Source organism: Niveibacterium sp. 24ML, from assembly GCF_026586805.1.
In the GTDB taxonomy this organism is placed as follows: Bacteria; Pseudomonadota; Gammaproteobacteria; order Burkholderiales; family Rhodocyclaceae; genus Niveibacterium.
On the sequence record NZ_JAPFHA010000009.1, the window covers coordinates 121,899 to 146,809 of the forward strand.

The 24,911-nt window shown below is 65.7% G+C and carries 19 protein-coding genes; 16 read left to right on the forward strand and 3 right to left on the reverse strand.

Annotated features, from left to right (window positions below; translation table 11 throughout):
* The first annotated feature begins 7 nt into the window (after positions 1-7).
* The 14 genes from OPU71_RS09990 to OPU71_RS10055 all read left to right on the forward strand — a co-directional run bounded on the left by OPU71_RS09990 (position 8) and on the right by OPU71_RS10055 (position 20,262).
* Positions 8-994, forward strand: coding sequence for a fumarylacetoacetate hydrolase family protein (locus tag OPU71_RS09990; RefSeq protein ID WP_267727813.1), 987 nt, complete (start codon positions 8-10; stop codon positions 992-994).
* The gene (gene maiA, locus OPU71_RS09995) at positions 991-1,635 is read left to right on the forward strand and encodes a maleylacetoacetate isomerase (RefSeq protein ID WP_267727814.1); all 645 of its coding nucleotides are present in this window, start codon (positions 991-993) and stop codon (positions 1,633-1,635) included. The genes OPU71_RS09990 and maiA overlap by 4 nt, the downstream gene beginning before the upstream one ends.
* Positions 1,636-1,726: 91 nt before the next feature.
* Positions 1,727-5,023, forward strand: a complete 3,297-nt coding sequence (locus OPU71_RS10000; RefSeq protein ID WP_267727815.1) for a PAS domain S-box protein — start codon at positions 1,727-1,729, stop codon at positions 5,021-5,023.
* Between the two features lie 286 nt (positions 5,024-5,309).
* Entirely contained in the window at positions 5,310-6,266 is a 957-nt protein-coding gene (locus OPU71_RS21230; protein ID WP_324256054.1) for a GlxA family transcriptional regulator, read from the forward strand.
* 124 nt (positions 6,267-6,390) lie between these two features.
* Entirely contained in the window at positions 6,391-7,602 is a 1,212-nt protein-coding gene (locus OPU71_RS10010) for an aspartate aminotransferase family protein (RefSeq protein ID WP_267727816.1), read from the forward strand.
* A 7-nt stretch (positions 7,603-7,609) separates the two neighbouring features.
* Positions 7,610-8,635 carry an arginine N-succinyltransferase gene (locus OPU71_RS10015; protein ID WP_267727817.1) on the forward strand — a complete coding sequence of 342 codons (1,026 nt, stop codon included), beginning with the start codon at positions 7,610-7,612 and terminating at the stop codon, positions 8,633-8,635.
* A 14-nt stretch (positions 8,636-8,649) separates the two neighbouring features.
* Positions 8,650-9,669 (forward strand): arginine N-succinyltransferase, encoded by a 1,020-nt coding sequence (gene astA, locus OPU71_RS10020; RefSeq protein WP_267727818.1) that lies wholly within the window; start codon positions 8,650-8,652, stop codon positions 9,667-9,669.
* 16 nt (positions 9,670-9,685) lie between these two features.
* Complete coding sequence (astD, locus tag OPU71_RS10025) at positions 9,686-11,155, forward strand: succinylglutamate-semialdehyde dehydrogenase (protein ID WP_267727819.1); 1,470 nt, start codon at positions 9,686-9,688, stop codon at positions 11,153-11,155.
* A 50-nt stretch (positions 11,156-11,205) separates the two neighbouring features.
* Entirely contained in the window at positions 11,206-12,543 is a 1,338-nt protein-coding gene (gene astB, locus OPU71_RS10030) for an N-succinylarginine dihydrolase (RefSeq protein ID WP_267727820.1), read from the forward strand.
* A 1-nt stretch (position 12,544) separates the two neighbouring features.
* A complete protein-coding gene (locus OPU71_RS10035; protein WP_267727821.1) occupies positions 12,545-13,504 on the forward strand; it encodes a succinylglutamate desuccinylase in 960 nt (319 codons plus the stop codon).
* An 80-nt stretch (positions 13,505-13,584) separates the two neighbouring features.
* Positions 13,585-15,126, forward strand: coding sequence for a DUF3369 domain-containing protein (locus OPU71_RS10040; protein ID WP_267727822.1), 1,542 nt, complete (start codon positions 13,585-13,587; stop codon positions 15,124-15,126).
* Entirely contained in the window at positions 15,123-16,511 is a 1,389-nt protein-coding gene (locus tag OPU71_RS10045; protein WP_267727823.1) for a sensor histidine kinase, read from the forward strand. Before OPU71_RS10040 ends, OPU71_RS10045 begins: the two co-directional genes overlap by 4 nt.
* Before the next feature lie 66 nt (positions 16,512-16,577).
* On the forward strand, positions 16,578-18,305 hold the full coding sequence (locus OPU71_RS10050; protein WP_267727824.1) for an ATP-dependent nuclease: 1,728 nt from the start codon (positions 16,578-16,580) through the stop codon (positions 18,303-18,305).
* 565 nt (positions 18,306-18,870) lie between these two features.
* A complete protein-coding gene (locus OPU71_RS10055) occupies positions 18,871-20,262 on the forward strand; it encodes an MBL fold metallo-hydrolase RNA specificity domain-containing protein (protein WP_267727843.1) in 1,392 nt (463 codons plus the stop codon).
* Between the two features lies 1 nt (position 20,263).
* Here the strand turns inward: OPU71_RS10055 and OPU71_RS10060 are convergent, their stop codons facing one another.
* Positions 20,264-20,926 (reverse strand): oxidoreductase, encoded by a 663-nt coding sequence (locus tag OPU71_RS10060; RefSeq protein ID WP_267727825.1) that lies wholly within the window; start codon positions 20,924-20,926, stop codon positions 20,264-20,266.
* A gap of 132 nt (positions 20,927-21,058) precedes the next feature.
* On the opposite strand from OPU71_RS10060, the gene feoB reads away from it, so the two are divergent.
* Both feoB and OPU71_RS10070 read left to right on the forward strand, forming a co-directional pair.
* Complete coding sequence (feoB, locus tag OPU71_RS10065; RefSeq protein WP_267727826.1) at positions 21,059-23,062, forward strand: ferrous iron transport protein B; 2,004 nt, start codon at positions 21,059-21,061, stop codon at positions 23,060-23,062.
* A gap of 4 nt (positions 23,063-23,066) precedes the next feature.
* Positions 23,067-23,303: a FeoA family protein gene (locus OPU71_RS10070; RefSeq protein ID WP_267727827.1), complete on the forward strand. Its 237-nt coding sequence runs from the start codon at positions 23,067-23,069 to the stop codon at positions 23,301-23,303.
* Positions 23,304-23,331: 28 nt separating this feature from the next.
* Here OPU71_RS10070 and OPU71_RS10075 read toward each other — a convergent pair whose 3' ends face one another.
* Positions 23,332-23,955: an esterase/lipase family protein gene (locus tag OPU71_RS10075; RefSeq protein WP_267727828.1), complete on the reverse strand. Its 624-nt coding sequence runs from the start codon at positions 23,953-23,955 to the stop codon at positions 23,332-23,334.
* Between the two features lie 8 nt (positions 23,956-23,963).
* The gene (locus tag OPU71_RS10080) at positions 23,964-24,845 is read right to left on the reverse strand and encodes a Dyp-type peroxidase (RefSeq protein WP_267727829.1); all 882 of its coding nucleotides are present in this window, start codon (positions 24,843-24,845) and stop codon (positions 23,964-23,966) included.
* Positions 24,846-24,911: the final 66 nt, after the last annotated feature.

Below are 24,911 nucleotides of genomic sequence, written 5' to 3' on the forward strand. Positions count from 1 at the left end.
AGCCAACATGAAACTCGCCACCCTCAAGACCGGCGGCCGCGACGGCAGCCTGGTCGTTGTCTCCCGCGATCTCACACGCTGCCAGGCGGTGCCGGACATCGCCCGCACGCTGCAGGCCGCGCTGGACGACTGGGATCGTTGCGCGCCGCAGCTTGCCGAAGTGTCGCTGGCGCTCAACAACAGCCATGCGCGCCACGCGCAGCCCTTCGATGCCGCGGCCTGCCATTCGCCGCTACCGCGTGCCTACCAGTGGGCGGATGGTTCGGCTTACGTCAATCACGTTGAACTGGTGCGCAAGGCCCGCGGCGCCGAGATGCCGCCCGAGTTCTGGAGCGACCCGCTGATGTACCAGGGCGGCTCCGACAGGTTTATCGGCCCGCGCGACCCGATCACGGTGCGCGACACCGCTTGGGGTGTGGATCTGGAGGGCGAGGTCGCGGTAATCACCGGCGACGTGTCGATGGGCGCCACGCCCGAAGAATGCGCCAGCGCGATCCGGCTGCTGATGCTGGTGAACGATGTGACGCTGCGCAACCTGATTCCGGCCGAACTCGCCAAGGGCTTCGGCTTCTTCCAGAGCAAGCCGGCCACCGCCTTCTCGCCGGTGGCGGTGACCCCGGACGAACTGGGCGAAGCCTGGGACGGCGCGCGGCTGCATCGCCCGCTGGAAGTGACCGTGCGCGGCGAGCATTTTGGGCGGCCGGAGTGCGGCGTCGACATGGTGTTCGGCTTTCCGCAACTGATCGCCCATGTCGCCAAGACCCGCGAGCTGGAAGCGGGCTCCATCGTTGGCAGCGGCACCATCTCCAACGTCGATCGCTCGCGCGGATCGGCCTGCATCGTCGAACGCCGGATGCTCGAAACCCTGGCCGACGGCAAGCCGCTCACGCCTTACTTGAGCTACGGCGAGCGGGTGACGATCGAGATGCACGGCGCCGACGGGCAGTCGATCTTTGGGGCGATCGACCAGATCGTGTCGCCAGCCTTGCCATGAAGCTCTACACCTACTTCCGCTCGTCAGCCGCGTATCGGGTGCGGATTGCCTTGAACCTGAAGGGCCTCAAGCCCGAGACGCTGCCGGTGCACCTGCTGCGCGGTGGCGGTGAGCAGAAGCAGCCGGATTACCTTGCGCTCAACCCGCAGGCTTTGGTGCCGGCGCTGGAAGACGACGGCCATCTGCTGACGCAGTCGCTGGCGATCATCGAGTACCTCGACGAGGTGGTGCCCGCGCCGCCCTTGCTGCCAGCCGATGCGCCGGGGCGCGCGCGTGTCCGCGCGATTGCGCAAAGCATTGCCTGCGAGATTCATCCGCTCAACAACTTGCGCGTTCTCGCCTACCTGACGAAGACCTTGGGCGTGGCGGATGCCGCGCGGCAGGACTGGTATCGGCACTGGGTGTTCACCGGATTCGGCGCGCTGGAAACACAGTTGTCGCGCGATCCGGCCTGTGGCGTGTTCTGCCACGGCGACTCTCCGACGATCGCCGATTGCTGCCTCGTGCCCCAGGTTTTCAACGCGCGGCGTTTCGAAATCGACCTTTCCGCCTTCCCGACCCTGGTGCGGATTGACGCTGCGTGCCAGCGCCTGGCCGCGTTTGTCGATGCCGCGCCTGCCCGGCAACCCGATGCGGAGTGAAAGGCCGGGCGGCGCGATGTGCTCAAGCGCAAGGCGCGCCGGCCGTTAGTTGGTCACGGCTGCGAATTTCGCAGCGTCTGGAGACCTTTGCATGGGCGCACCTGGCCGCCGAAGTCTTCCGCTCGTTGTGGGTCTGTGCGGGGCCTTGCTGTTGGTGCTCATGTGGATCGCCCTGGGGCGGCAACAACAGGCGCTGACTCAACAAGTGCTCGACTCGGATACGGCGGCGCTGGCGCGCGCGGCGGAGACGGTCATGGCCGATCGCCTCCGGTCGGTGCGCCGCATGGCCTTGCGCTGGGAAGCCGCCAAGGGCACGCCCGAGGCGCAATGGCGCAGCGATGCTCAGGCCTATCTTGCCGACTTGCCGGGCATTCAGGCGGTTCAATGGGCGGACGAGACGGGCGTGATCCGCTGGATCGAGCCCCTGGCCGGCAACGAGAAGGTGCTTGGCCTCAACCTCAACCGCAACGGCGCGCGCAAAGAGCGGCTGGCGCGCGCCAAGGCCACTGGCAAGCCGATCGCGACGCCAGTGTTTCCACTTGCGCAGGGCGGGCGCGGATTTCTGGTCTTTGTTCCGGTCAAGAAGCAGTGGCAGGCGGATGGCACGCTGATCCTGGTGTTCCGCATTGATGCATTTGCCCCGCAACTGTTTCCCGAAAAGGCGCGGCGCGAGCTGGGCTTGAGCCTTGAGGGCACCGGCGATGTGCAGCCGGTTGTGGTGTCTGCAATGCCTGTGGCCCGCCGTGTGGCGCAGTCGGCCGCGCCGGTCAGCTTTGCCGGGGCCGATTGGCGCCTGCTCGCCGACGCGCCTGAAGGCTATGGCGCGGACAGCCTGCGCGTGATCCGTTACCTGGTGCTGGTTGGCGGTGCGCTGCTGCTGACCCTGATGACAGTGCTGACTTATCTGACGCAGGCGATGCGCGCAAAGAACGCTGCCTTGGGGGAGGCCAACCGCTCGCTTGAGAAGAGTCTGGCCGAACAAGGCGCCATTCGTGCGGAGCTTGAGTTCAGTCATCGGGCGCTCGACCAGTCGGCCATCGTGGCGATGACCGATCCGGCGGGGCGCATCATCGCGGTGAATGATCGCTTCTGTCAGATCAGCGGCTACTCGCGCGCAGAGTTACTCGGCGCCGATCACCGGATACTCAACTCGGGCTATCACCCGCCTGAATTCTTCGCCGCGATGTGGGCCACGATTGCGTCTGGCCGCGTTTGGCAAGGCGAAATCCGCAATCGTGCAAAGAACGGCACCCACTACTGGGTGGCCTCCACCATCACGCCGGAATGCGATGCCGAGGGCCGCCCGCAGCGTTACCTGGCGATCCGGATCGAAATCACACAGCAAAAGCAGGTGCAGGAAGCGCTGCAGGCCACAACGATGCTGCAGAGCGCGATTCTCGACAGTGCCGGCTCTGCCATCATCGCCACCGATGAGCATGGCGTGGTGACCCGCTTCAACCCGGCCGCCGAGCGCATCCTGGGTTATTGCGCCGAAGAAATCGTTGGCAAGCAGACGCCCGCCATCTGGCATCTGCCAGCTGAAGTGGTGGCACGCGCCGCCGAGTTTTCCCGAGTGTTGGGCGAGGCCATCGAGCCGGGTTTCGAAACCTTTGTCTGCCTCGCACGGCGCGGCCTGCCGAGCGAATTCGAATGGACCTATGTGCGCCGCGATGGCTCGCATGTGCCGGTGCTGCTGGCGGTGACGGCGCTGCGTGAGCGCGGCGGCCACATCCGTGGCTGGCTGGGTATCGCGCTTGACATCACCCCTTTGCGCAATGCGCAGGCGGCGGTGCGCAATACGAATGCGCTGCTGGCGGCGGCGGGGCGGATTGCGCGGGTGGGTAGCTGGGAAGTCGAGCTCGCAAGCGGTGCCGCGCGCTTCTCTGATCTGACCTACGAAATCTACGGCTTGCCGCAGGGCAGTCCCATCGATTTGCAGCAAGGCATCGCGATGTACGTGCCGGAGGCGCGTCCGCTTGTGCTTGGCGCGGTTGAGCGGGCGATCACGCAGCAGGAGCCCTGGGAGCTTGAAGTCATGCTGCAGCGGCCCGACGGCAGCAAGCGCTGGGTTCGTGCCCGGGGCGAGCCGGTGGTCGAGCAGGGGCAGGTTGTGCGCTTGCGCGGCGTGTTGCAGGACATCGACCGGGAAACCCGCGCGCGGATCGCCTTGCGCGACCGCGAGGCGATGCTCAAGGCAATCATCGAAAACGTGCCGGGCGGCATCTCGCTGATCGACTCGAACCTCGACGTCGTGGCCTGCAACGAGCGCTTCAAGGCGCTGCTGGGTTTTCCGCCCGAGCTGTTCGCGAACGGCATGCCGACGCTCGAACAGATCTTTCGTTTCAACGCACAGCGCGGGGAGTATGGGCCGGGCGATGTCGAAGAGCTGGTCAGCAGCCGGATCGCGCTGACCCGCAAAATGGCGGCCCACCGCTTCGAGCGCACGCGCGCCGATGGCACCGTGCTCGAAATCTCTGGCACGCCCCTGCCTTCCGGAGGTTTTGTCACCTTCTACCTCGACATCACTGAGCGCCGCCGCCAGGAAGAAGAGATCCGGCGCCATCGCGATCATCTGGAAGAACTGGTGGCCGAACAGACCGCGGACCTCCTCGAAGCCAAGCAGGTGGCGGAAAGCGCGAACCAGGCCAAATCCGAGTTCCTTGCCAACATGTCGCACGAGCTGCGCACGCCGATGCACTCGATTCTTTCCTTCGCGCGCCTGGGCCGCGAGCGCATCGCCACGGCGGGGCCGGAAAAGCTGCGTGGCTACTTCGAGCGGATCTCCACTTCAGGCGATCGCCTGATGCTCTTGATCAACGATCTGCTCGACATCTCCAAGCTCGAAGCCGGCCGCATGACACTCGAACTCGTGCTGGCCGATGTTGAAGGGATTGCGCGCGAGGTGATCCATGACCTGGAGCCGCTGGCTCAGGCCAAGCAACTGCAGTTGCAGATCGAAGTGCAGACAGCGGACGCTCGCGCGCGGGTCGACACGCTGCGTTTTTCGCAGGTGCTGCGCAATCTGATCGCCAACGCAATCAAGTTCACACCGGCAGGGCGGCGGGTCAGTCTGGTTTTTGCCGATGCGTTGATCTCGCGGCACGGGCGCGATCTCGCGGCACTGGAAGTGCGGGTGGAAGACGAGGGTATCGGCATCCCGGACAACGAACTCGATGCCGTGTTCGAAAAATTCGTGCAAAGCAGCAAGACGCGTACCGGCGCCGGCGGCACCGGACTCGGCCTTTCGATCAGTCGCGAGATCGTGCTGGCGCACGGTGGCACGATCAGCGCGCACAATTTGGACGAAGGCGGGGCTGTCTTTTTGGTGCGCTTGCTGCGGCAGTCGCCCCAAAGTGCCGAGCAGGAATCGGAGCATGGCGCGCTTTAGGGAAGGCCTGAACAAGTGGCTGCGACGGTGCATCGCTGCGTTGCGGCGTACTCGCTCCCGCGCCTATCCCTTTGATATGTCGCGGTTGCAGCGCGCGCCGCGCCTTGCGCTGCATCCGTCTCGCTCACTTATTCAGACCTTCCCTAGACGCGTCTGCGGCCTTTTTGTGCAAGCGAATGTCGCATCCGGCAACGCGGAACGCGGGCTGGAATGAACTAAACTCGCCGCCTTCGATGCAATGCGGCTTACGGGCCCGAAATCAATGTTGCGTGTTGGACTTCTACTCATGCCAGGTTTCTCGATCGCCGAGCCAGCGCTCGTGCGGGGGATGCTGGCTGATGCGGCGGCCATTGGCGGTGTCGAGCACGCCCTGGTGGTGCTCACCTCCACCGATTCGGTGCAAGCCCGTGAGGGCGGTGAAATCGTTCGAGGCGATTTCGCATTGTCCGACGCCCCCGCCTTCGACTTGCTCATCGTCTGCGGCGGCGAAGGCCCGGTGCGTGGGGGCGACGGTGCCCGGGCGCCGATCGTCAAGGCGCTTACCGATGCCGCTGAAGTGATGGTGGTGGGCAGTGCGCATCACGGACTGGCGCGGCACGGACTGCTGGCCGGGCTGACGCTTGCCTTGCCCTGGCACGGTGCCCAGCGTTATCTGGCGCAGAACTCCGACCACCGCTACACCGATCGCATTTTTGCGCGAACCGGGAAGTGGTGGAGCGTGGCAGGTGGCGTTTCGGTGCTCGACGCTTTGCTGGCCTGGCTTGCCGCCGGCCACGGGACTGAGCTTGCGAACTCGCTCGCTTCACGCTGGATGCTTGCGCGGGTACGCGCCAGTGAAGAACGGCAGCCGGTGCCGCTGGGTTCGGGCGCGGGGCCTGCGGTCGATCCGAAAGTTGCCCGCACGGTGGCGCTGATGGAAGCCAATCTGGAAGAGCCGCTGACGACCGACCAGATCGCCGAACGCATCGGCGTCTCGCGCAGGCAGCTGGAGCGTCTGTTCAAGCGCCACCTTGAAGCGGTGCCTTCGCAGTACTACCTCGAACTTCGCCTGCAACGCGCGCGGCAACTCTTGCGCGCAACACGGCAGTCAATCGTGCAGATCGGCCTTGCCTGTGGGTTTGCGTCCGGTCCGCACTTCTCAAGCGCCTATCGAAATCGCTTCGGCATGACGCCGCGTGAGGATCGCCTTAAAGGTGATCCGGAACCTGCCCAGGCAGGTGCTGCGGAGCGCGGCGAAGACTAGGCAAATCAGCTTTCCGCGGCCTTGCCAACGCAATCGCCGCATCGGGAAAACGCTGTCGCGTTCTTGTAAGGCGCGAACGGATCGGGTTCCTACAATCGCTTACATAAAACTGCAAGGACTGATGATGAACGCAAGTTTCACCCGTGCCGATTTCGACCGAGTCATGGTGCCGAACTACGCTCCGCAGGCTTTCCTGCCGGCGCGCGGAGAGGGTTCTCGCGTCTGGGATCAGGACGGTCGTGATTACATCGATTTTGGTGGTGGCATTGCGGTGACCAGCTTGGGGCACTGCCATCCGCGCCTGGTCGCGGCGCTGACCGAGCAGGCCGGCAAGCTCTGGCACCTCTCGAACGTCTACACCAACGAACCGGCGCTGCGTCTGGCCGATCGCCTGGTGCGCCGCACCTTTGCCGAGCGCGTGTTCTTCGCCAACTCCGGCGCCGAAGCCAACGAGGCTGCGCTCAAGCTTGCGCGCAAGGTTGCGATTGATCGCTTCGGGCCCGAGAAGATCGACATCATCGCCTTCAATGGCTCCTTCCACGGCCGTACCTTCTTCACCGTGTCGTGCGGCGGGCAGGCGAAGTATTCCTCCGGTTTCGGCCCCAATCCGGCGGGCATCATCCATGTCGACTTCAACGATCTGGATGCCGTGCGCAAGGTCATCTCGAAAAACACATGCGCAGTCATCGTTGAACCGATCATCGGCGAGGGCGGCATCATCCCCGCGACGCCGGAATTCCTGCAGGGCTTGCGCGAGCTGACGCGCGAGAACGACGCGCTGCTGATCTTCGACGAAGTGCAGTCAGGCGTTGGCCGCACCGGCAAGCTCTACGCGTATGAACTCTACGGTGTCGAGCCCGACATCTTGACCACCGCGAAGGGTATCGGTGGCGGTTTCCCGATCGGCGCGATGCTGACCAAGGAAGTCTGGGCCAAGCATTTCCAGGTTGGTACCCACGGCACCACCTACGGCGGCAATCCGCTTGCCTGTGCCGTCGCCGATGCGGTGCTGGAACTGGTCGATACGCCTGAAGTGCTCGATGCTGTTGGCCGCAAGGCTGATCGCATCGCTGCGCGCTTGCAGCAGATCGGCGATGCCTGTGGGGCGTTCTCTGAAGTGCGCTATCGCGGCCTGTGGTTCGGCTGGGAGCTCAAGCCCGAGTTCGCCGGGCGTGCAAAGGACGTGATGGCCGCCGCAACCCGCGAGGGTGTGATGGTCTTGATGGCGGGCCCGGACATCGTCCGGATGGCACCGTCGCTGGTGATTTCCGACGCCGAAATCGACGAGGGCCTTGCGCGCCTTGAGCGAGCGGTCAACGCAGTTTTCGCAGCCTGAGGCTTGCATGGATCGACTCGTTTTAAGGCCGGCCACTTACGCTGACCTGCCTGCCGTCGAACGTATCGCGGGGGCAAGCCCGGTCGGCGTTACCTCCCTTCCGCGCAGCCGCGACAAGCTGTTCGACAAGATCGCTTCGTCGCAGGCTTCGCTGTCGGCAGACGTATCCGGTTGTGGCGAAGAGAGCTACTTCTTCGTGCTCGAACGCGAGCATGACAAAGAGGTGGTTGGCACGGCGGCGATCGTCGCGTCGGCTGGCTTTTCCGAGCCCTTCTACAACTTCCGCAACGAAACGCTGACCCATGCCAGTCGCGAGCTGGGCATTCACCACCGGGTGCATGTGCTCACGCTTTGCCATGATCTGACCGGGGCAACGCTGCTGACCTCGTTCGTGCTTGATCCGGCGTACAAGGATGGTGACATTCCGGACCTGCTCTCACGGGCGCGGATGCTCTTCATTGCGGCGCACCGACAGCGCTTTGCCGACAACGTGGTATCCGAAATGCTGGGCGTTTGTGACGAGGCTGGCAGCGCGCCGTTCTGGGATTCGGTCGGGCGCCACTTCTTCGGCATCGACTATCCGCTGGCCGAGTTCTACTGTGGCGTGAAGGGCCGCTCCTTCATTGCCGAACTGCTGCCGCAGCACCCGATCTACGTGCCGATGCTGCCGCGCGAGGCGCAGGATTCGATCGGGCAGATCCACCCGTTCTCGCGGCTGCCTTGCGAGATATTGCTGCGTGAAGGTTTCGAGACAGAGCGCTATGTCGACATCTTCGACGCGGGCGCGGTGGTCCAGGCCCGCACCGAAGAAATCCGCACCATTGCCACTCACAGCAAAGCCAAGGTGGTGGCGCATCCGGCCGACGTGGGGGGCAGCGCCTACCTCGTCGCCAATCTCGACCTTTCTGGTTTCCGCGCAATCCTTGCCAATGCCGCGCTCGATGACGAGCGGGGTGAGGTGTGGTTGTCCGAGACCGACATGCAGTCGCTCAATGTATTGGCCGGTGACACGGTCATTCTCGCGCCGCTCTGAACAGAAAACCCAAAATGCGACTTCGCCCCATTGCCTACGGTGACCATGCTGCGCTTGTTGATCTGGCGCGCGGCGCCGGTATCGGCGTGACCACCCTGCAGCCGAATGAAGAGCGCCTTGGCCGGCGGATCGAGGTCTCGGTTGATTCCTTCGACCACCGGCTCGAAAAGGCCCAGGCCAACTACCTGTTCGTGCTGGAAGACACCGTCTCGGGGCATCTGGTGGGCACCAGCGGCATCGCGGCGGCGGTCGGGCTAGATGAGCCCTGGTACAACTATCGTGTTGGCACCGCGGTGTATTGCTCGCGCGAGATTGGGGTCTATCGTCAGCTGCAGACCCTGTTTCTGACCAATGACCTGACGGGCGCATCCGAGCTCTGTTCGCTCTTCCTGCACCCGGAACACCGGCGTGGCGGCAACGGCGGTCTGCTCTCGAAAGCGCGTTTCCTGTTCCTCGCTGAATTCCCCGATCTGTTTGCGCACAAGGTGATTGCGGAGTTGCGTGGCGTGTCGGACGAGCAGGGGCGGTCCCCCTTCTGGGATAGCCTGGGCCGCCATTTCTTCCGCATGGATTTTTCGCGTGCCGATTACCTTTCAGGGGTGGGCAACAAAAGCTTCATCGCAGAACTGATGCCGCAGCACCCGGTGTACACCGCCTTCCTCTCTGAGGCGGCACGCGAAGTGATCGGTGAGGTGCACACCTCGACCCGCCCGGCGCGCGCGATGCTCGAATCTGAAGGCTTCAGCTACCAGGGCTATGTGGACATCTTTGATGCCGGCCCGGCGGTTGAGGCGCCGGCCAGCGCGATCCGCGCCGTGCGCGATAGCGCGGTCTGCGAAGCCGCCGCGGCCGACAAGCCCGATGGCAGCCTCTTCCTGGTCAGCAATCGGCGCCCGCATGAGTTCCGTGTCGTGCTGGCGCACGGTGCGGTGGGCGAAGGCGGCCGCTTTGCACTGACCGGCGCGCACCTCGATGCGCTTGAAATTTCGGCAGGCGACAGTGTTCGCGTGGTGCCGCTACAAGCAACCCGCTAAATCCAAGGAATCCACGATGTCAGACCACCTGATTGGCGCCCACTGGGCCGCCGGGGCCTCGGCTAGCCTTCAAAGTCGTAATCCGGTTACGTTAGAGGCCGTCTGGACCGGCCGTGCGGCCGACGCTGCGCAGGTGGATGCGGCAGTGGCGGCCGCTCGCGCGGCCTTCCCGGCATGGCGCGACCAGGGCCTGGAGGCACGCCTGGCGGTTGTCAAACGCTTCGGTGAGCAACTCGCCGCCAATGCCGCCGAACTGGCGGCGCTGATCGGGCGTGAAACCGGCAAGCCGCGCTGGGAAGCCGCCACCGAAGTGCAAACCATGATCGGCAAGATCGACATTTCGGTGCGCGCCTATCACGAACGCACTGGCGAGCGCAGCACTGAAGCGGCGGGCACGCGCACGGTGCTTCGCCATCGCCCGCATGGCGTGGTGGCTGTGTTCGGGCCTTACAACTTCCCCGGCCATCTGCCCAACGGCCATATCGTGCCGGCTCTGCTCGCCGGTAATACCGTGGTGTTCAAGCCCTCTGAACTGGCGCCTGCGGTGGCGGCGCGCACGGTTGAGCTTTGGCTGGCAGCCGGCTTGCCCGGCGGAGTCATCAATCTGCTGCAAGGCGGGCGCGACACCGGGGTCGCTCTGGCCTCGCACCCGCAGCTGGACGGACTCTTCTTCACCGGTAGCCACGCCACCGGCGAGCACTTGCACCGCCAGTTCGCCGGCCAGCCGGAGAAGATCCTGGCGCTGGAGATGGGGGGCAACAACCCGCTCGTGGTGCAGGACGTCGCCGATACCGATGCCGCGGTATTCACCATCGTTCAGTCGGCCTTCATCTCGGCCGGACAACGCTGCACCTGTGCCCGGCGCTTGCTGGTGCCGCAAGGCGCCTGGGGCGACGCGCTGCTCGCCCGCCTGGTGCAGGTGTCGGCGGCCTTGCGGGCAGGCGCGTGGGATGCCGAGCCGGCGCCCTACATGGGGGCGGTGATTTCGCCCGCCGCGGCCGAGCGGCTGCTGGCGGCGCAGCGCGCACTGCTGGGGCGCGGCGCCAAGGCGCTGCTCGAAATGCGTCAGCTGGTGGCGGGCACCGGCCTGCTGTCCGCCGGGATCGTCGACGTGAGCGCCTTGGCCGATCTGCAGGACGAGGAGTACTTCGGCCCCTTGCTGCTGGTGCAACGCTACGGCGACTTCGACGAGGCCGTGCGCCTGGCCAACGCAACACGTTTCGGCCTTGCCGCTGGTTTGTTGTCGGACGACGCCGCCTTGTTCGAGCGCTTCTGGCGCGAGGCGCGCGCCGGCATCGTCAATTGGAACAAGCAGCTGACCGGTGCTTCAAGCGCTGCGCCCTTCGGCGGCGTGGGACATTCCGGCAATCATCGGCCGAGCGCTTACTACGCGGCTGACTATTGCGCCTATCCGGTGGCTGGCATGGAGGCCGCGCGGGTTGAGGTGCCGGCGCAACTGCCACCGGGCCTGACGCTGCAGCCATGAAGACATTGCCCTGCCGCGTACGGCGGCGAGGGTAGAACCTGGGGTTTCCGATGACAGCATTTGAAGCGAATTTCGACGGCCTGGTGGGCCCGACGCACAACTACGGTGGCCTGTCGTTTGGCAATGTCGCCTCGCAGAACAATACCGGCGATGTGTCCAATCCGCGCGAAGCCGCGCTGCAGGGCCTGGCGAAGATGAAGGCGCTGGCCGATCGCGGCTTTCGCCAAGCGGTGTTGCCGCCGCATGAGCGGCCGGATGTGGCCAGCCTGCGTGCCCTGGGCTTCACCGGCAGCGATGCCGAAGTCCTGCGCGCGGTGGCGGCCAGCGCGCCGGCATTGCTGCCGCAGATCAGTTCCGCCTCTTGCATGTGGACGGCCAATGCCGCGACCGTGAGCCCTTCGGCCGACACCGCCGATGGCCGCACGCACTTCACGCCGGCCAACCTGAACAACAAGTTCCATCGTTCGATCGAGCATCCGACCACCGGGCGCGTGCTCAAGGCGATCTTTGCCGATCCGCGCCACTTTGCGCACCATGCCGCGCTGCCCGCCTGCGCGCAGTTTGGCGACGAAGGCGCGGCCAACCACACACGCCTGTGTGGCGAGTACGGCGATGCCGGGGTTGAGTTGTTCGTATACGGCCGCGCAGCCTTTGCCCACGAGCCCGCGCCGGTGCGTTACCCCGCGCGGCAAACACGCGAGGCTTGCGAAGCCATTGCCCGCGCACATGGGCTGGCGCCGGATCGCACCGTGATTGCCTTGCAGAATCCGGACGTGATCGACGCGGGGGTCTTTCATAACGACGTGATCGCGGTGGGCAATCGCGATGTGCTGTTCTTCCATGAACAGGCGTTTCACGACAAAGCGCGGCTGCTGGCCGACGTGCAGCGCGGGCTTGGCTCGGTTCCCTTGCGCGCGGTCGAGGTCCCGAACGAGGCCGTCAGCGTGGCGGACGCCGTGTCGACCTACCTCTTCAACAGCCAGTTGCTGGCGCGGCCAGACGGCCGGATGTTGCTGGTGGTGCCGGACGAATGCCGGCGCAATGCGAGTGTGTGGGCCTACCTTGAAGCGCAGCTTGCCAGCGGCGGGCCGATTGCCGAGGTGGCGGTGTTCGACCTGAAGCAATCGATGAAGAACGGCGGTGGCCCGGCCTGCCTCCGCCTGCGCGTGGTGCTCAACGAGGCGGAAGCGGCCGCGGTGGCGCCCGGCGTGTGGATGAACGACGCACTGTATGCGCGCCTCACGGCCTGGGTGGGCCGCCACTACCGCGATCGCCTGGCGGTCGCGGATCTGGCCGATCCGCAATTGCTGCTCGAATGCCGCACCGCGCTTGACGAGCTGAGCGGCATCCTCGGCATCGGTTCGGTGTATCCCTTCCAGTTGGCCTGACATGGGGCTGCTTGCGGAACTCCTGCGTGCCGACGCGGTTCAACTGTCGGATCGCTTGCCGGGCGGTGCACAGGTTCAGGCGCTTGCGCCTGCCGTCTGGGCGGTGCAGCCGCCCGCGCCGGGTGGGCGGCCGCTGCTGCTGTCGGCCGGCATTCACGGCGATGAAACGGCGCCGGTCGAGCTCTTGTGCAGCATCGTGGATGAATTGCTCTGCAGCGCGCTGGCGCCGCGCGTACCGCTGCTGATTGCCTTCGGGAATCTGGCCGCGTTGCGCGCCGGCAGACGCTACCTCGACGATGATCTGAACCGCCTGTTCGGCGAGGCCGCGCAGCCCGTCGCATCGCGCGAGCTGCCGCGAGCCGCCGTGTTGAAGGCGGCGACGGCGCAGTTCTGCGCAGTTCACGGAAGCGCCTTGCACTTCGATCTGCATAGCGCGATCCGCGATTCGCGCTATCCGTGCTTTGCCATCGCGCCACTTGCGCAAGGCGCGCCCGCCGAGTCGATTCCGCTGGACTTGCTGGCTGCCTGCGGGATCGAGGCGGTGCTGCTCACCACGGCCACTGCGCCGACCTTCAGCGCCTACACCACCCGCAAGCTCGGCTGCACCGCCTACACCTTCGAGCTGGGGCGCGTGCGCGAGATCGGCGCAGGCGCCGTCGATGAGTTTGCGGCGGCCGGTGCCTGCCTGCGCGCCTGCATCCGTGGCGTAGCCCTCCCGCCTGCGGCGGGGCTGCCGCGCGTCTTCCGCGTCAGCCGCGAGCTGATCAAGCAAAGCGAGGCGTTCGAGCTCTGTCTGGGGCCGGCGACGGCCAACTTCACCGCACTGGCCCGCGGCGACCTGATTGCCCGCGACGGCGACTCCGCCTGGTACGCCGAACCCGGCGAATGCATCGTGTTTCCGAACCCGGCCGTCAAGCCGGGCCTGCGCGCCGGTTTGCTCGTGGTGGCGATCGACGCTTAAGAGTCCTGCCCGGCTGCCGTAATTAGAGGTCAGGCGCCAGCCCTTTCGTGGCGGCGCCGATTCAGATCGGAGCCCGTGTAATGGATTTTCTCTTCGCCGACGATGACCCAGCGGATGAGGCAAAGCCACAGCGTAATCAGTCTGTTTCCCCGTGGAAGATGCTGGTGGTTGATGACGATGCAGAGGTCGTCCAAGTCACCAAGCTTGCGTTGAGTGGATTCGAGTTCCTTGGCCGCAAGGTCGAAATCCTCTCCGCCAGTAGCGGCGCCGAAGGGCGTGTGCTGTTTGCCACAGTGCCCGACATTGCGGTGGCGCTCATCGATGTCGTGATGGAAACCGAAGATGCGGGCCTGAGGCTGGTGGAGTACATCCGCCTTGAATGCGCCAATCACACGACACGGGTGTACCTGCGCACCGGCCAGCCCGGCCACGCACCGGTTGATCGCGTGATCCGTGACTACGACATCGACGACTACAAGGAAAAGACCGAGCTGACTGCGCAGAAGCTGCGCACCTTGCTGTATTCGGGCTTGCGGGCCTATCGCGACATCACGACGATCGAGCGCCAGCGCGATGGCATGCGGCGCGTGATCCTGGCCACCTCAGACATCCTGCGCAGCGGCTCGCTGCGCGAGTTCGCCTCGGCGGTGCTGGGGCAACTGACCGATTTGCTCGGCCTGCAGGATTCGGCCATCTATTGCCTGGTGCTGCCTGCCAACGACAAGTCCCGGCGCGCCGCACGCACGCTTGCCGCGAGCGGTTCGCTGGTGGAGTTTGCCGACCATGGCGACTTCGACACCTTGCCGCAAGCGATCCGTGATCGTTTCGACGAGGCGCTGCTGCACAAGGAAAGCCTGCATTCCGAGTCCGACTACGTGCTCTACCACCGCAGCCACAGCGGGCAGGAGAACCTGCTGTATGTCGAACTCAAAGATTGTATTGGCGTGCATGAACGCGAACTGCTCGAGCTCTACGCGATCAATGTTTCACTGACCTTCGAGAACCTGACGGTACTGGAGGAGCTTCAGGCCGCGCAGGGCGAAGTGGTGGGCATGCTTGGCGATGCGGTCGAGCATCGCAGCAATTCCAGCGGTGCACATGTGCAGCGGGTGGCGCGACTCAGTCAGGCGCTTGCGCTGGCCGCCGGGGTGGATGAGGGCACCGCCCGCCTCATCCTGCATGCGGCGCCGCTGCACGATATCGGCAAGATCGCGGTGGCCGACGCCATCCTGCTCAAGGCGGGCACGCTTGATGAAGACGAGTGGGCGTCGATGAAACAGCATGCGGCGGTTGGTGCGCAACTCCTGGAGCGTTCGCGACGCGACGTGATGAAGCTCGCGGCCGAGATTGCGCGTTCGCATCACGAACACTGGGACGGATCGGGCTACCCGGCCAACCTGGCCGGTGAGGCGATTCCGATTTCGGGCCGGGTGGTTGCGCTGGCCGATGCCTTTGATTCGCTCAGCAGTGCCCGCCCCTACCGCGCAAGCTGGAGCCCCGAGGCCGTGCGCGCCTATCTGGCCGAGCAATCCGGCAAACGCTTCGACCCCCGCCTGGTCGAGATCCTGTTACGCGACTTCGCGACATTCGTAGCAGTTCGTGCTGCGGTGCCCGACTCGTGAGCACGCCAAAGCCGGATCTTGAAGCCCTCATCCTGGGCGTGACGCGCTCGCCGGCGATTGACGGTGGCTGCGTCGACGAGGTGTGGGAGCTGGTGCTCGACGCTGTTCTTGCGGGCTTGAAGGTGCAGCGTGCAAGCGGGTGGATGCTCGGCGAAGGGCGCGGCCGCCTTTGCTGCGTCGCACTGCGCGATCAGCGTGCCGGCGCGGTGATGCATGAATCGGCCACGCTTGCGCGTGAGGCCAATCCGGCCTACTTCGCGGCGATCGACACCGAACGCGCACTGCTGGCGCACGATGCCATGAACGATCCGCGAACCGCGGAGTTTCGCGACAGCTACCTTAAGCCAAGGAGCATTTCCGCCTTGCTCGATGTGCCGGTGCGCTTCCACGGCGAGATGGTCGGCATCATCTGTTGTGAGCATGTGGGGGGCGTGCGCGAATGGCGGAGCGAGGAAGGGGCCTTTGTAGCCGCACTGGCCGATGTGGTGGGCCGGGCGCTGACGGCGGAATCGGCGGTGCGAGCCGAGGCCGCCCTTCGCGAAAATAACGCCATGCTTGAACGGCGGATCGCCGAACGCACGCGCGAACTGCAGGACGCCCTCACGCATCTGATGGACACCCGCGATCAACTGATCGCGCGTGAGAAGGTCGCCGTGATTGGCGACATCTCGCCCAAGGTGGCGCACGACATCAATACGCCGCTTGGCAATGCCGTCACCGCGGCGTCAACGCTGCAAGAGCGGCTCGATGAACTTCGCGGCGCATTCGCGTCCGGAAAGCTGACGCGGTCGAGTTTTGCCGACTTCACCAGCCACGCCGATGAGGCCTTGTCGCTGCTGGTGAGCAATCTCAACCGGGCCAAGCGTCTGGTGCACGACTTCATGCGCACCGCCGTCGACCAGATATCGGAAGCGCGCGATCGCTTCGCGCTGTCGGAAACCCTTGATGCGCTGCTCGCCAGCCTTCGGCCGGTGACCAAGCATGTGCCGGTGACGCCGGTGCTCGATTGTCCTGCCACACTGGTGGTGGATGGCTACGCGGGGGTGATTGCGCAGATCGTCACCAATCTTGTGGTCAACAGTTGCCGGCATGGATTCGGCTCGCAGGCTGATCCGACCATCACGATTACTGTCACCTGCGATGGCGAAACGGTGCGTCTGGTGTATGCCGACAACGGCTGCGGCATTCCGCCCCAGCTGCACCAGCGGGTGTTCGAACCCTTCTTCACCACGCAGCGTGCGGCGGGCGGCACCGGGCTGGGCCTGAGCATCGTGCACAACCTGGTGCATGGCCGCCTTGGGGGCACGATTGCCTTGCGATCGTCGCCGGGCGAGGGCGTACACTTCACCATCGAGTTTCCGCGCGTACTGCCTGTCGGCCCCTAGCGCCCTGCCGGCAGCGTCTGGTTCGCCGGGTGCGCCCACTGGCGTGTTGCCTGCAGGAGCATTGGCATGTGGTTGAGCGAAATCAGCATCGACAACTACCGGGTCATCGGCCGGGTGCGGGTCGGGTTTGATGCCTCCACTGTCCTGATCGGCGAGAACGATGTTGGCAAGACCGCCATCCTGGATGCGCTGGCCGCGGTCTTGGGGCCGTGGCCGCACGGCTCGCCGCAGTTCTCGGAAAGTGACATCCATCAGGCGCCCAACCGCGGCGCTGGTCCGCCCGCCCATATCGCGATTGACCTGCGCTTTGCCGAGCGCACGCCGGGCGAATGGGATGTGCCGGCCTGCGCGCGTGTATGCGCGGCCGCAGGGCGGGCAGGCAAGGGGCCGCGCAGCTTCACGCTGGGTTTGCGGGTCAATGCGTCAAGCCTCAAGCAGCATTGGGTCGTGCGCAATGCGCAAGGGCTTGAATCGGCCGCCGATGCAGCGCTGATTGCCGATGTGCGCCGGCTGTGTCCCTTGATCCAGACGCGCAGCCGCGGCATGTTCGGCCTGGGGGCCGCATTGGCGGCGCGAAGCAATGGCAGTACCGAGCTTGACCGTCTGGCGCAGGCGGTGGGCCATTACTGGGCATCGCTCGATGCCGGTGAAGGCGGCGACGCTGAACGTAACCTCAACGCGGGCTACGCCGCTGCGCGCCAACTGCTGCTGCGGAGCATTCCCGGGCTGGGGTTGGAGGATGGCCCGTCGCGCGAGCACATCGCCGCGATCGTGGGTGATTTGCCCGTCAGCGATGCCAACACGCTGCGTTTGCCGGTGTCCGGCACCGCGTCGCGCAAGATCGCGATGCTGCTGATTGCCGCCGCGCTGGTGCGCGATGGCGCCGGCGCGCTGGCGCCTGAAGCAAGGCCCCTGCTGTTGATCGAAGACCCGGAGGCACATCTTCACCCGATGACACTGGCGGCGCTTTGGGGCCTGCTGGAGCCGATTTCCCTGCAGAAGATCGTGACCACGCAGTCGGGCGATCTGCTCGCGGCGGCCCCCCTGAAGGCGCTTCGGCGCCTGGTCCGCCATGGCGGGGAACTTGCCGCCTTCCAGGTCGATCCGCTGCGCTTCAAGGCCGATGAATTGCGCAAGTTCGGCTATCACCTTCGTGTGCGCAATGGGGTTGCGACATTCGCGCGCTGCTGGTTGTTCGTTGAAGGTGAAACCGAGTTCTGGGCGCTCTCGGAATTGGCGCGTGTGCTCGGTTACGACTTGGCGCAGGAAGGCGTGGCCTGTGTCGAGTTTGCGCAGTGCGGCCTCGATCCCCTGATCAAGATGGCCCAGGCGCTGCACATCCAGTGGCATGTGCTGGCCGACGGTGATCGCTCGGGCCAGGTCTATGGCGAGTCCACCCGGCGTCTGCTGGGCGACGATCCCGTTTCCGAGCGGCTTACGCTGCTGCATGACAAGGACATCGAGCACTGCTTCTGGAACCACGGTTTCGATCGGGTGTATCGCGATGCCGCCGGCGTGCCGCCCACCGGTTATGGCGCGCCGCATCGCGTGATCTCGCGCGCCATCGGCCGTCGGTCCAAGCCCGGCCTGGCCTTCGCGATCATTGCCGAAGTTGCGGAGCGCGGGGCCGAGAGCATCCCCGCGCCGCTCGCGCAAGTCATCCAGACCTGCGTGCGCCTGGCGCGCGAGTCGCCGCAGCGGGCGCTGGCGGCGCACGCCGAGCACGATATCGACCGAGGCGCCAAGAAGGCCGGCAGGGCATTGCAGAAACGCCTGCGTCATGCGGGCTGCTGATCGATCTGCTGGCGGTGCCGGAGGGCGATCTGACATCGACGCGGCCACTGCTTTCGATCGAGCCTCGCAATACCGCGCAAGCGGGCATGCTGAACCGGCGCGCGATTCTTCAACCGCTGGATGTGGCGCGGACTGCGTTGCGCGGATCCCGTGAGCCGCTGTCGGTCCTGGTCCACTTCAAGGGGGTCGATGACTCCTGTGGTCAGCGTGCCGGTAATGGGTGCCTGCGTGAAGCGTGAGGGCGGATTCGTCGTGTCGCTGAAAGTACAGCTGAACAGGGTCGGGCGTTGATTGTTGCGACTCCGGCACGGGCATGGGCGCAGCCGGTCGCGATCAGTGGCAGCGTCGCATCCAGGCGCGGCGTGAAGCCAGGATGCGGCGCTGGATATCGAAGATCCGTGACCCAATCCGGCAACCGTGACCCCGGCTGAGCTTGCCAACAGCGCGTCCTTCGTCATGCTCGGGGGCTTGCAGCAGTCAGCTTGAGTCGCGCACGCCGCAGGCGGACAATCTGCGGCAAGAGCGCCCGGTGCCTTGCCCGGCGCGCAAGCCGGGGGGCAGCGTGATGGTCAGCGTAAGGTTTTGCGGCGCGGTGGGGGAAGTCACCGGGTCGGGGTACTGGATCGAAACCGATCAGGCGCGTGTGCTGGTTGATTTCGGCATGTTCCAGGGCGGCCGCGACAGTGAGGGGCGCAACCGGGTGATCGAGCCGGTCGAGCCGCGCCGGCTTGCCGCATGCGCGCTCACCCATGCACACATTGATCACTCGGGGCGCTTGCCCCTGCTGGCCGCGCATGGCGCCAAGGGTGCGGTGTACGGCACCCCTGCGACGCTTGAACTGGCCGAGGTCTTGTTGCTCGATTCGGCCAAGATTGCCGAGGAAGACACGGCGCGCGCCAATCGCCGCCTGCGCCGGGCCGCACGGCGCGAACAAAGCCCGCTCTACACGGTGGATGACGTTGAGGCACTGATGCGGCGCTTCGTGCCGCTGCCTTACGGCGAACAGCGTGAAATCGCGCCCGGCATTGCGATCCGTCTGTTCGATGCTGGCCATATCCTGGGGTCTTCAAGCGTCGAGATGTGCATTGAGCGCACCGGCGCGCAAGCCCTCACGGTGGTCTTTTCGGGTGACCTGGGGGCACACGATGCGCCGATCCTGCGTGACCCGGAAACGCCGCCCAAGGCGGATGTCGTGTTCCTGGAATCGACCTACGGCGATCGGAGTCGCCCGGCGCGTGCGGATGTGGTTGCGGGTTTTCATGCCTTGCTGCGCCGTGCGGTGTCTGAACGCCGCCGCATGATCGTGCCGGCCTTTGCGGTGGGCCGCACGCAGGTGCTGTTGTACGAGTTGGCGCATGCCTTCCGTGAGGGGGTTGTGCCGTCTTTCCCTGTGTTTCTCGATAGCCCGATGGCGGCGCGGGCGGGCGCGATCTATGCCCGCCATGGCGAGCTGCACGAGCAGGACGCACGCCGCCTTGGGCGCCGTGGTCAGTTGCCTGACACCCTGCGGGTTGTCGAGTCTGCGGCAGAGTCGAAGCTGCTCAATGCCAGCAACGAGTTCTGCATGATCCTCAGCGCGGCGGGCATGTGCGAGGGCGGGCGCGTGCTGCACCATCTGCGTCACAACCTGTGGCGCGAGGACGTGATGGTGATCCTGCCCGGCTACATGGCGCCCGGCACGGTGGGGCGCGCTTTGGCCGAGGGCGCGCGCGAGGTGGAGATCCTCGGTGAGACGATCGCCGTGCGCGCCGAAGTGATCCAGCTTGAAGGCTTTTCCGCCCATGCCGACCGGGAGGGGCTGCTGGACTGGCTGGCGCCGCTGGTGCCGGGCTCACCGCGGGTGGTGCTGACCCATGGCGAGGACGCCGCACGATCCGCGTTGGCGGCGGCGATCCAGCATCGTTTCGCGCTGGCGGCCGAAACGCCGGTGGCCGGTGCGGTGCTGACGTTGGCGTGAGTCAAGCGCCCAGGCGCGCGATCACTTCCGATTCAACGACCCCCGGTGCTGCGGCGTCACGTGTTGCGATGCGCAGCATGGCGCGGGCAACCGTCGCCGCCCCGATCGGGCGGTAGCGCGCCAGAGACCCGCGCATCAAGGGGGCGACGATGCGCCCGATCAGCAGGCCGATCCGTTCCCCGGGGCGCAATTCCGTGCGCGCGCCGTCCAGCAGGGAAGGGCGCAGATACCAGCAAGCGGGCATGCCCAGCGCGGCGATGTCGCGTTCGGTTTCGCCCTTGACACGGTTGTAGAACACCTTCGACGCGGCATCGGCGCCGAGCGCGGACACGATCAGGAAGCGCTGCGCGCCGCTCGCGTGCGCCAGCCGCGCAAGGGCCAAGGGGTAATCATGGTCTACCGCGCGAAACGCCGCTTCTGAGCCGGCGACCCGGATCGTGGTGCCGAGACAGCAGAACACATCATCGGCGGCCAGCGCGGGCGCCTCGGCGAGGCGCGCAAAGTCCACGACCCGCTGTTCGAGCTTCTCGTGCTGCACCGCAAGCGGACGCCGCACGAGCGCAATCACCCGCCCATAGGCCTCGCTGTGGAGCAAATCCGACAACAAGTGCTGGCCGACAAGGCCGCTGGCCCCGGCGATCAATGCGCTGCGATGGCGTGTCATGGTCTTGGCTCGATTCCTGCGTAATTGACGCAAAACAATCGTCGGCGATGCGGTCAGGTTATAATTGATAACGATTCGCGTTGGCGTTAAGGCGCGAATGGGCGAATCCGACAATCAGGGTGGTTAGCGTACATGACTCAATCTTCCTCTGGCTCCGCCGCGCTTGGCATGGCGGCCGCGATGCCCGCCAAGAGCAATACGGCGGGGGTGTTTGCGCTGGTGGGCAATCCCAACGTCGGCAAGTCCGTCGTGTTCCACCGCCTCACCGGTACCTATGTGAACGTGTCGAACTACCCCGGCACCACGGTGGACGTATCGCGCGCGGCGGCCCGCTTCGAGCGCGGCGCCGAGGTGCTCGACACCCCTGGCGTGCTGGCGCTGCCGTCGCGTTCCGATGACGAGCATGCCACCATGCGTGCGCTCCTTCACGAGGATTTGCGCGCGCTCTTGCAGGTGGGCGATGCCAAGAACCTGCGCCGCACACTGGCCTTGTCGCTGGTGTTTGCAGACCTGGGTCTGCCCTGGGTGCTGGTGCTCAACATGGCCGATGAGGCGCGTGCGCGCGGCGTCGGCGTTGATCTCCAGGGGCTGTCGAAGGCGATTGGCGCGCCGGTGATCGAGACCGTGGCCACCAGCGGCGAAGGCCTGCAAAGGCTGCCAGAGGCGCTCAAGCACGCTCACGCATCGCCACAGGCCGCGGCGCGTTTGCGTTACCCAGAAGCGATCGAGGCCGTGGTGACACAAGCCACCGACTGGCTCGCCCAGAAGTTGCCGAACTCATCGCTCGCCCCGCGGGGTCTGGCGGTGCTGTTTCTCGGGCGGGATGCGGAAGTCGAACGCTGGCTCGCGGCCCACCTTGGGGCGGAGGCGCAAGAACTGGTGGCGATGCGCGACATGGCCGAAGCGGCCAATGCCGAGCCCATCTCGACCGCACTTGCGCAGGCGCGCGCCGCCGAAGCCGACCGCCTTGCCAGCATCTACCTGCGCAAAGCGGTGCCAAAGGCAACGCTGTTGTCCACCCGCGTGGGCCGCCTTGCGGTGCATCGCGTGTGGGGGCTACCGATCCTGCTGGCGGTACTGTTTGCCGTGTATGAATTCGTTGGCGTTTTCGGTGCCTCGTTCCTGGTCGGGCTGACCGAGGAAACCCTGTTCGGCGAATGGCTCAATCCGGCCGTCGAGGGGTTTGTCCGTGGCCATGTGCCGTATCCGTGGCTGGCGGATCTGTTCGTCGGCCAGTACGGTTTGTGGACGATGGGGATGACCTACGCGCTGGCGCTGATTCTGCCGATCGTTTCAACCTTCTTCATCGCCTTCGGGGTGCTGGAGGACTCGGGCTACTTTTCACGCCTTTCGGTGCTCGCCAACCGTGCCTTTGCCGCCATCGGACTCAATGGCCGCGCGGTGCTGCCGATGGTGCTGGGGCTTGGCTGCGTGACGATGGCCACGCTCACCACGCGCATCCTGCACACCCGGCGCGAGCGCGTGATTTCGACCTTTCTGCTGGCGCTGGCCATTCCGTGCTCGGCGCAGCTGGGCGTGGTGATGGGGATGCTCTCCGGCATCTCGTTTTCGGCCACGCTGATCTGGCTCAGCTCAGTGTTGATCATCCTGTTCGTGTCGGGCTGGCTGGCCTCAAAGCTGGTGCCGGGGCGCCGCATCCCGCTGGTGACCGAAATGCCGCCGATGCGCATGCCGGTGATGGGCAATGTGCTCAAGAAGACCGGCGGGCGCCTCAAGTGGTATTTGATCGAAGTGATCCCGCTGTTTCTGTTCGGCACCTTCCTGATGTATGTGCTGGACCGTGTCGGCGCGCTGCCCTGGATCATCGACCAAGCCGAACCGCTGGTGACCGGCTGGCTTGGCCTGCCCAAGGAGGCGAGTGCTGCCTTCGTCATGGGTTTCCTGCGGCGTGACTTTGGTGCCACTGGCCTGTTCGCGATGGGCCATCAACTGACCGATCTGCAAACCGTGGTGGGCATGATCACGATTACGCTCTTCGTGCCCTGCATCGCGAGCGTGATGATCGTGATCAAGGAGCATGGCGGCAAGATCGCATCGGGCATGCTGGGTTTGATCATGCCGATCGCCTTCCTCGTCGGCGGCATTTTCCATTTCATTCTGAAACAGGTCTGGTGAGCCGATGAGCCCCCAAGAAATGCGTCTTGCCGACGCGAGCCCCGGCAGCACGGTCCGATTTCGTGGTTTTGACGCCACGCTCGAGACCATGCTGCAAGACCAGTTTCTCGCTTACGGCATCGCCGTGGGCCAGACGCTCAGCGTGTTGCAGCAACGCCCGATGACGCTGATCCAGTGCGATCACACCGAACTGGCTGTCGAGCACAGCGTTGCGCGGGCGATGGTGGTCGCGCCGGCCTGACCGGGCCCGCCGGGCGCCGTCGCTGCGCCTACGCGCTACGCGTCGGGATTCGATCGAGGATCAGCTCGGCGACACGGCGGCTGGCGGGCATCACCGTGTGCGCCACGGCAAGGTGAACTTGCTCGTGCGGCCAGTGCGGTTCGCATTCGCCGAGTGAGACCACACCATCGTTGGGTTCGTTGCCAAAGTGCGCCCGCATCAGGGCCAGCCCGGCCACGCCGATGATCGCGGTGGTGGGGACCGGAATCGGCCCGATCCCGGCCATGCGCGCCTCCGATCCGAGCAGATTTCCGCAGTCGCGGGCCAGCGCCTGGAACAGCAGGTTCCCGGCCAAGTGCCTGGCCAGTCGCGATGGACGGACTGGCGAGCCGACCAGAAACAGGTGCGCCGGGCGCGGCACGTTCCGATGCATGGCATTGATTGCTGCGCGCAGTAGAACACCGCCCAGCGAGTGCCCGACCACCACATAGTCACCTTGTGCCGCAATCGCTTCGAGCCTGTGTGTCAGGCGCCGGACGATCGAATCGAAGTCCTCCAGCGTGACCGCGTATCCGAAGGTGCGGGCCGCGATGCCGGCGCGCTTGAAGCGCGCAAGCGTCGGCCACCAGGACGCGGGCGAGCGCCCCATGCCATGCACGAACAGGGCTTGCATCGCCCAGCCTAGACGCCCAGCGGTGCCAGATCGAGCTTGCCGCCGACGACGGCCGGGCACCAGAAGTAGGCGCCGCTGATCGGGCGTGTGAAGCGGAAGAGCGCATCGGGCGTGCCGTCGTCGAGTCCGCACATCCGTCGCCACTGCGCTTCAAACGGGTAGAGCGACGCCCCAAAGGCCACGAACACGAGCCCCGCGCGCGCGCCCGATACCCAGGGCATCGAGCGACGCAGCACGAAGGCTTCGGGCGCGAAGCTCTCCTGTGCCGTTCGCTTGACGTGGGCCGATTCGGGGGCGTCGTCGAGTTCCTCGTTCGATTCGCGTTCGCGCCCGATGCAATGGTCCTGCTCGGTCCGCGACATGGCATCGAAGGCGCCAAAGCTGTGTTGCCATTGCTGCACGGCCACGAAGCTCGATCCGGCCAGCGGGCCGGCTGATTCCGGCGCAATGGCGGCCGCCTGTGCCTCGTCGCCCTGCGGGTTCTCGGTGCCGTCTTCATAGCCGGTGAGGTCGCGCCCGCCCTGGTGGACGAACGCATCAAGCGTCGATTGGGCCTCGAAGGCCGGCGCCAGCAGTGCGTCGAGCGCACGGTGGCGGTGGAGCAGGCTGCCGTGATCGTCGCCGCGCAGCCATAGCCACAAGGCTGCTGGCGTGGACGGCGATTCAAGGCCGGGGGCCGCGAAGGCCGGATAGGCGTTCAGGCCCGGCACTTGCGCGTTCAAGGCGGCTACGAGGCTGGCGCCGATTCCCACCACGGTATCCGGGCCGCTGCATGCGATGGCGAGTGCCTGCAATGTGCTGCGCGGGTCTGCGCCTGCGCGCAGGGTGTAGCTCAGGTAGCGCGCAACGGGTGGCAGCGGCGCGAGGATGCCGGGTTGAGCGGTGCGCATGGGGGTGATCTCCTGCAAGGGCTGTCGGTCAAGCCGGCAATCATCGCAAGTTGCTTGCTGCAGTGC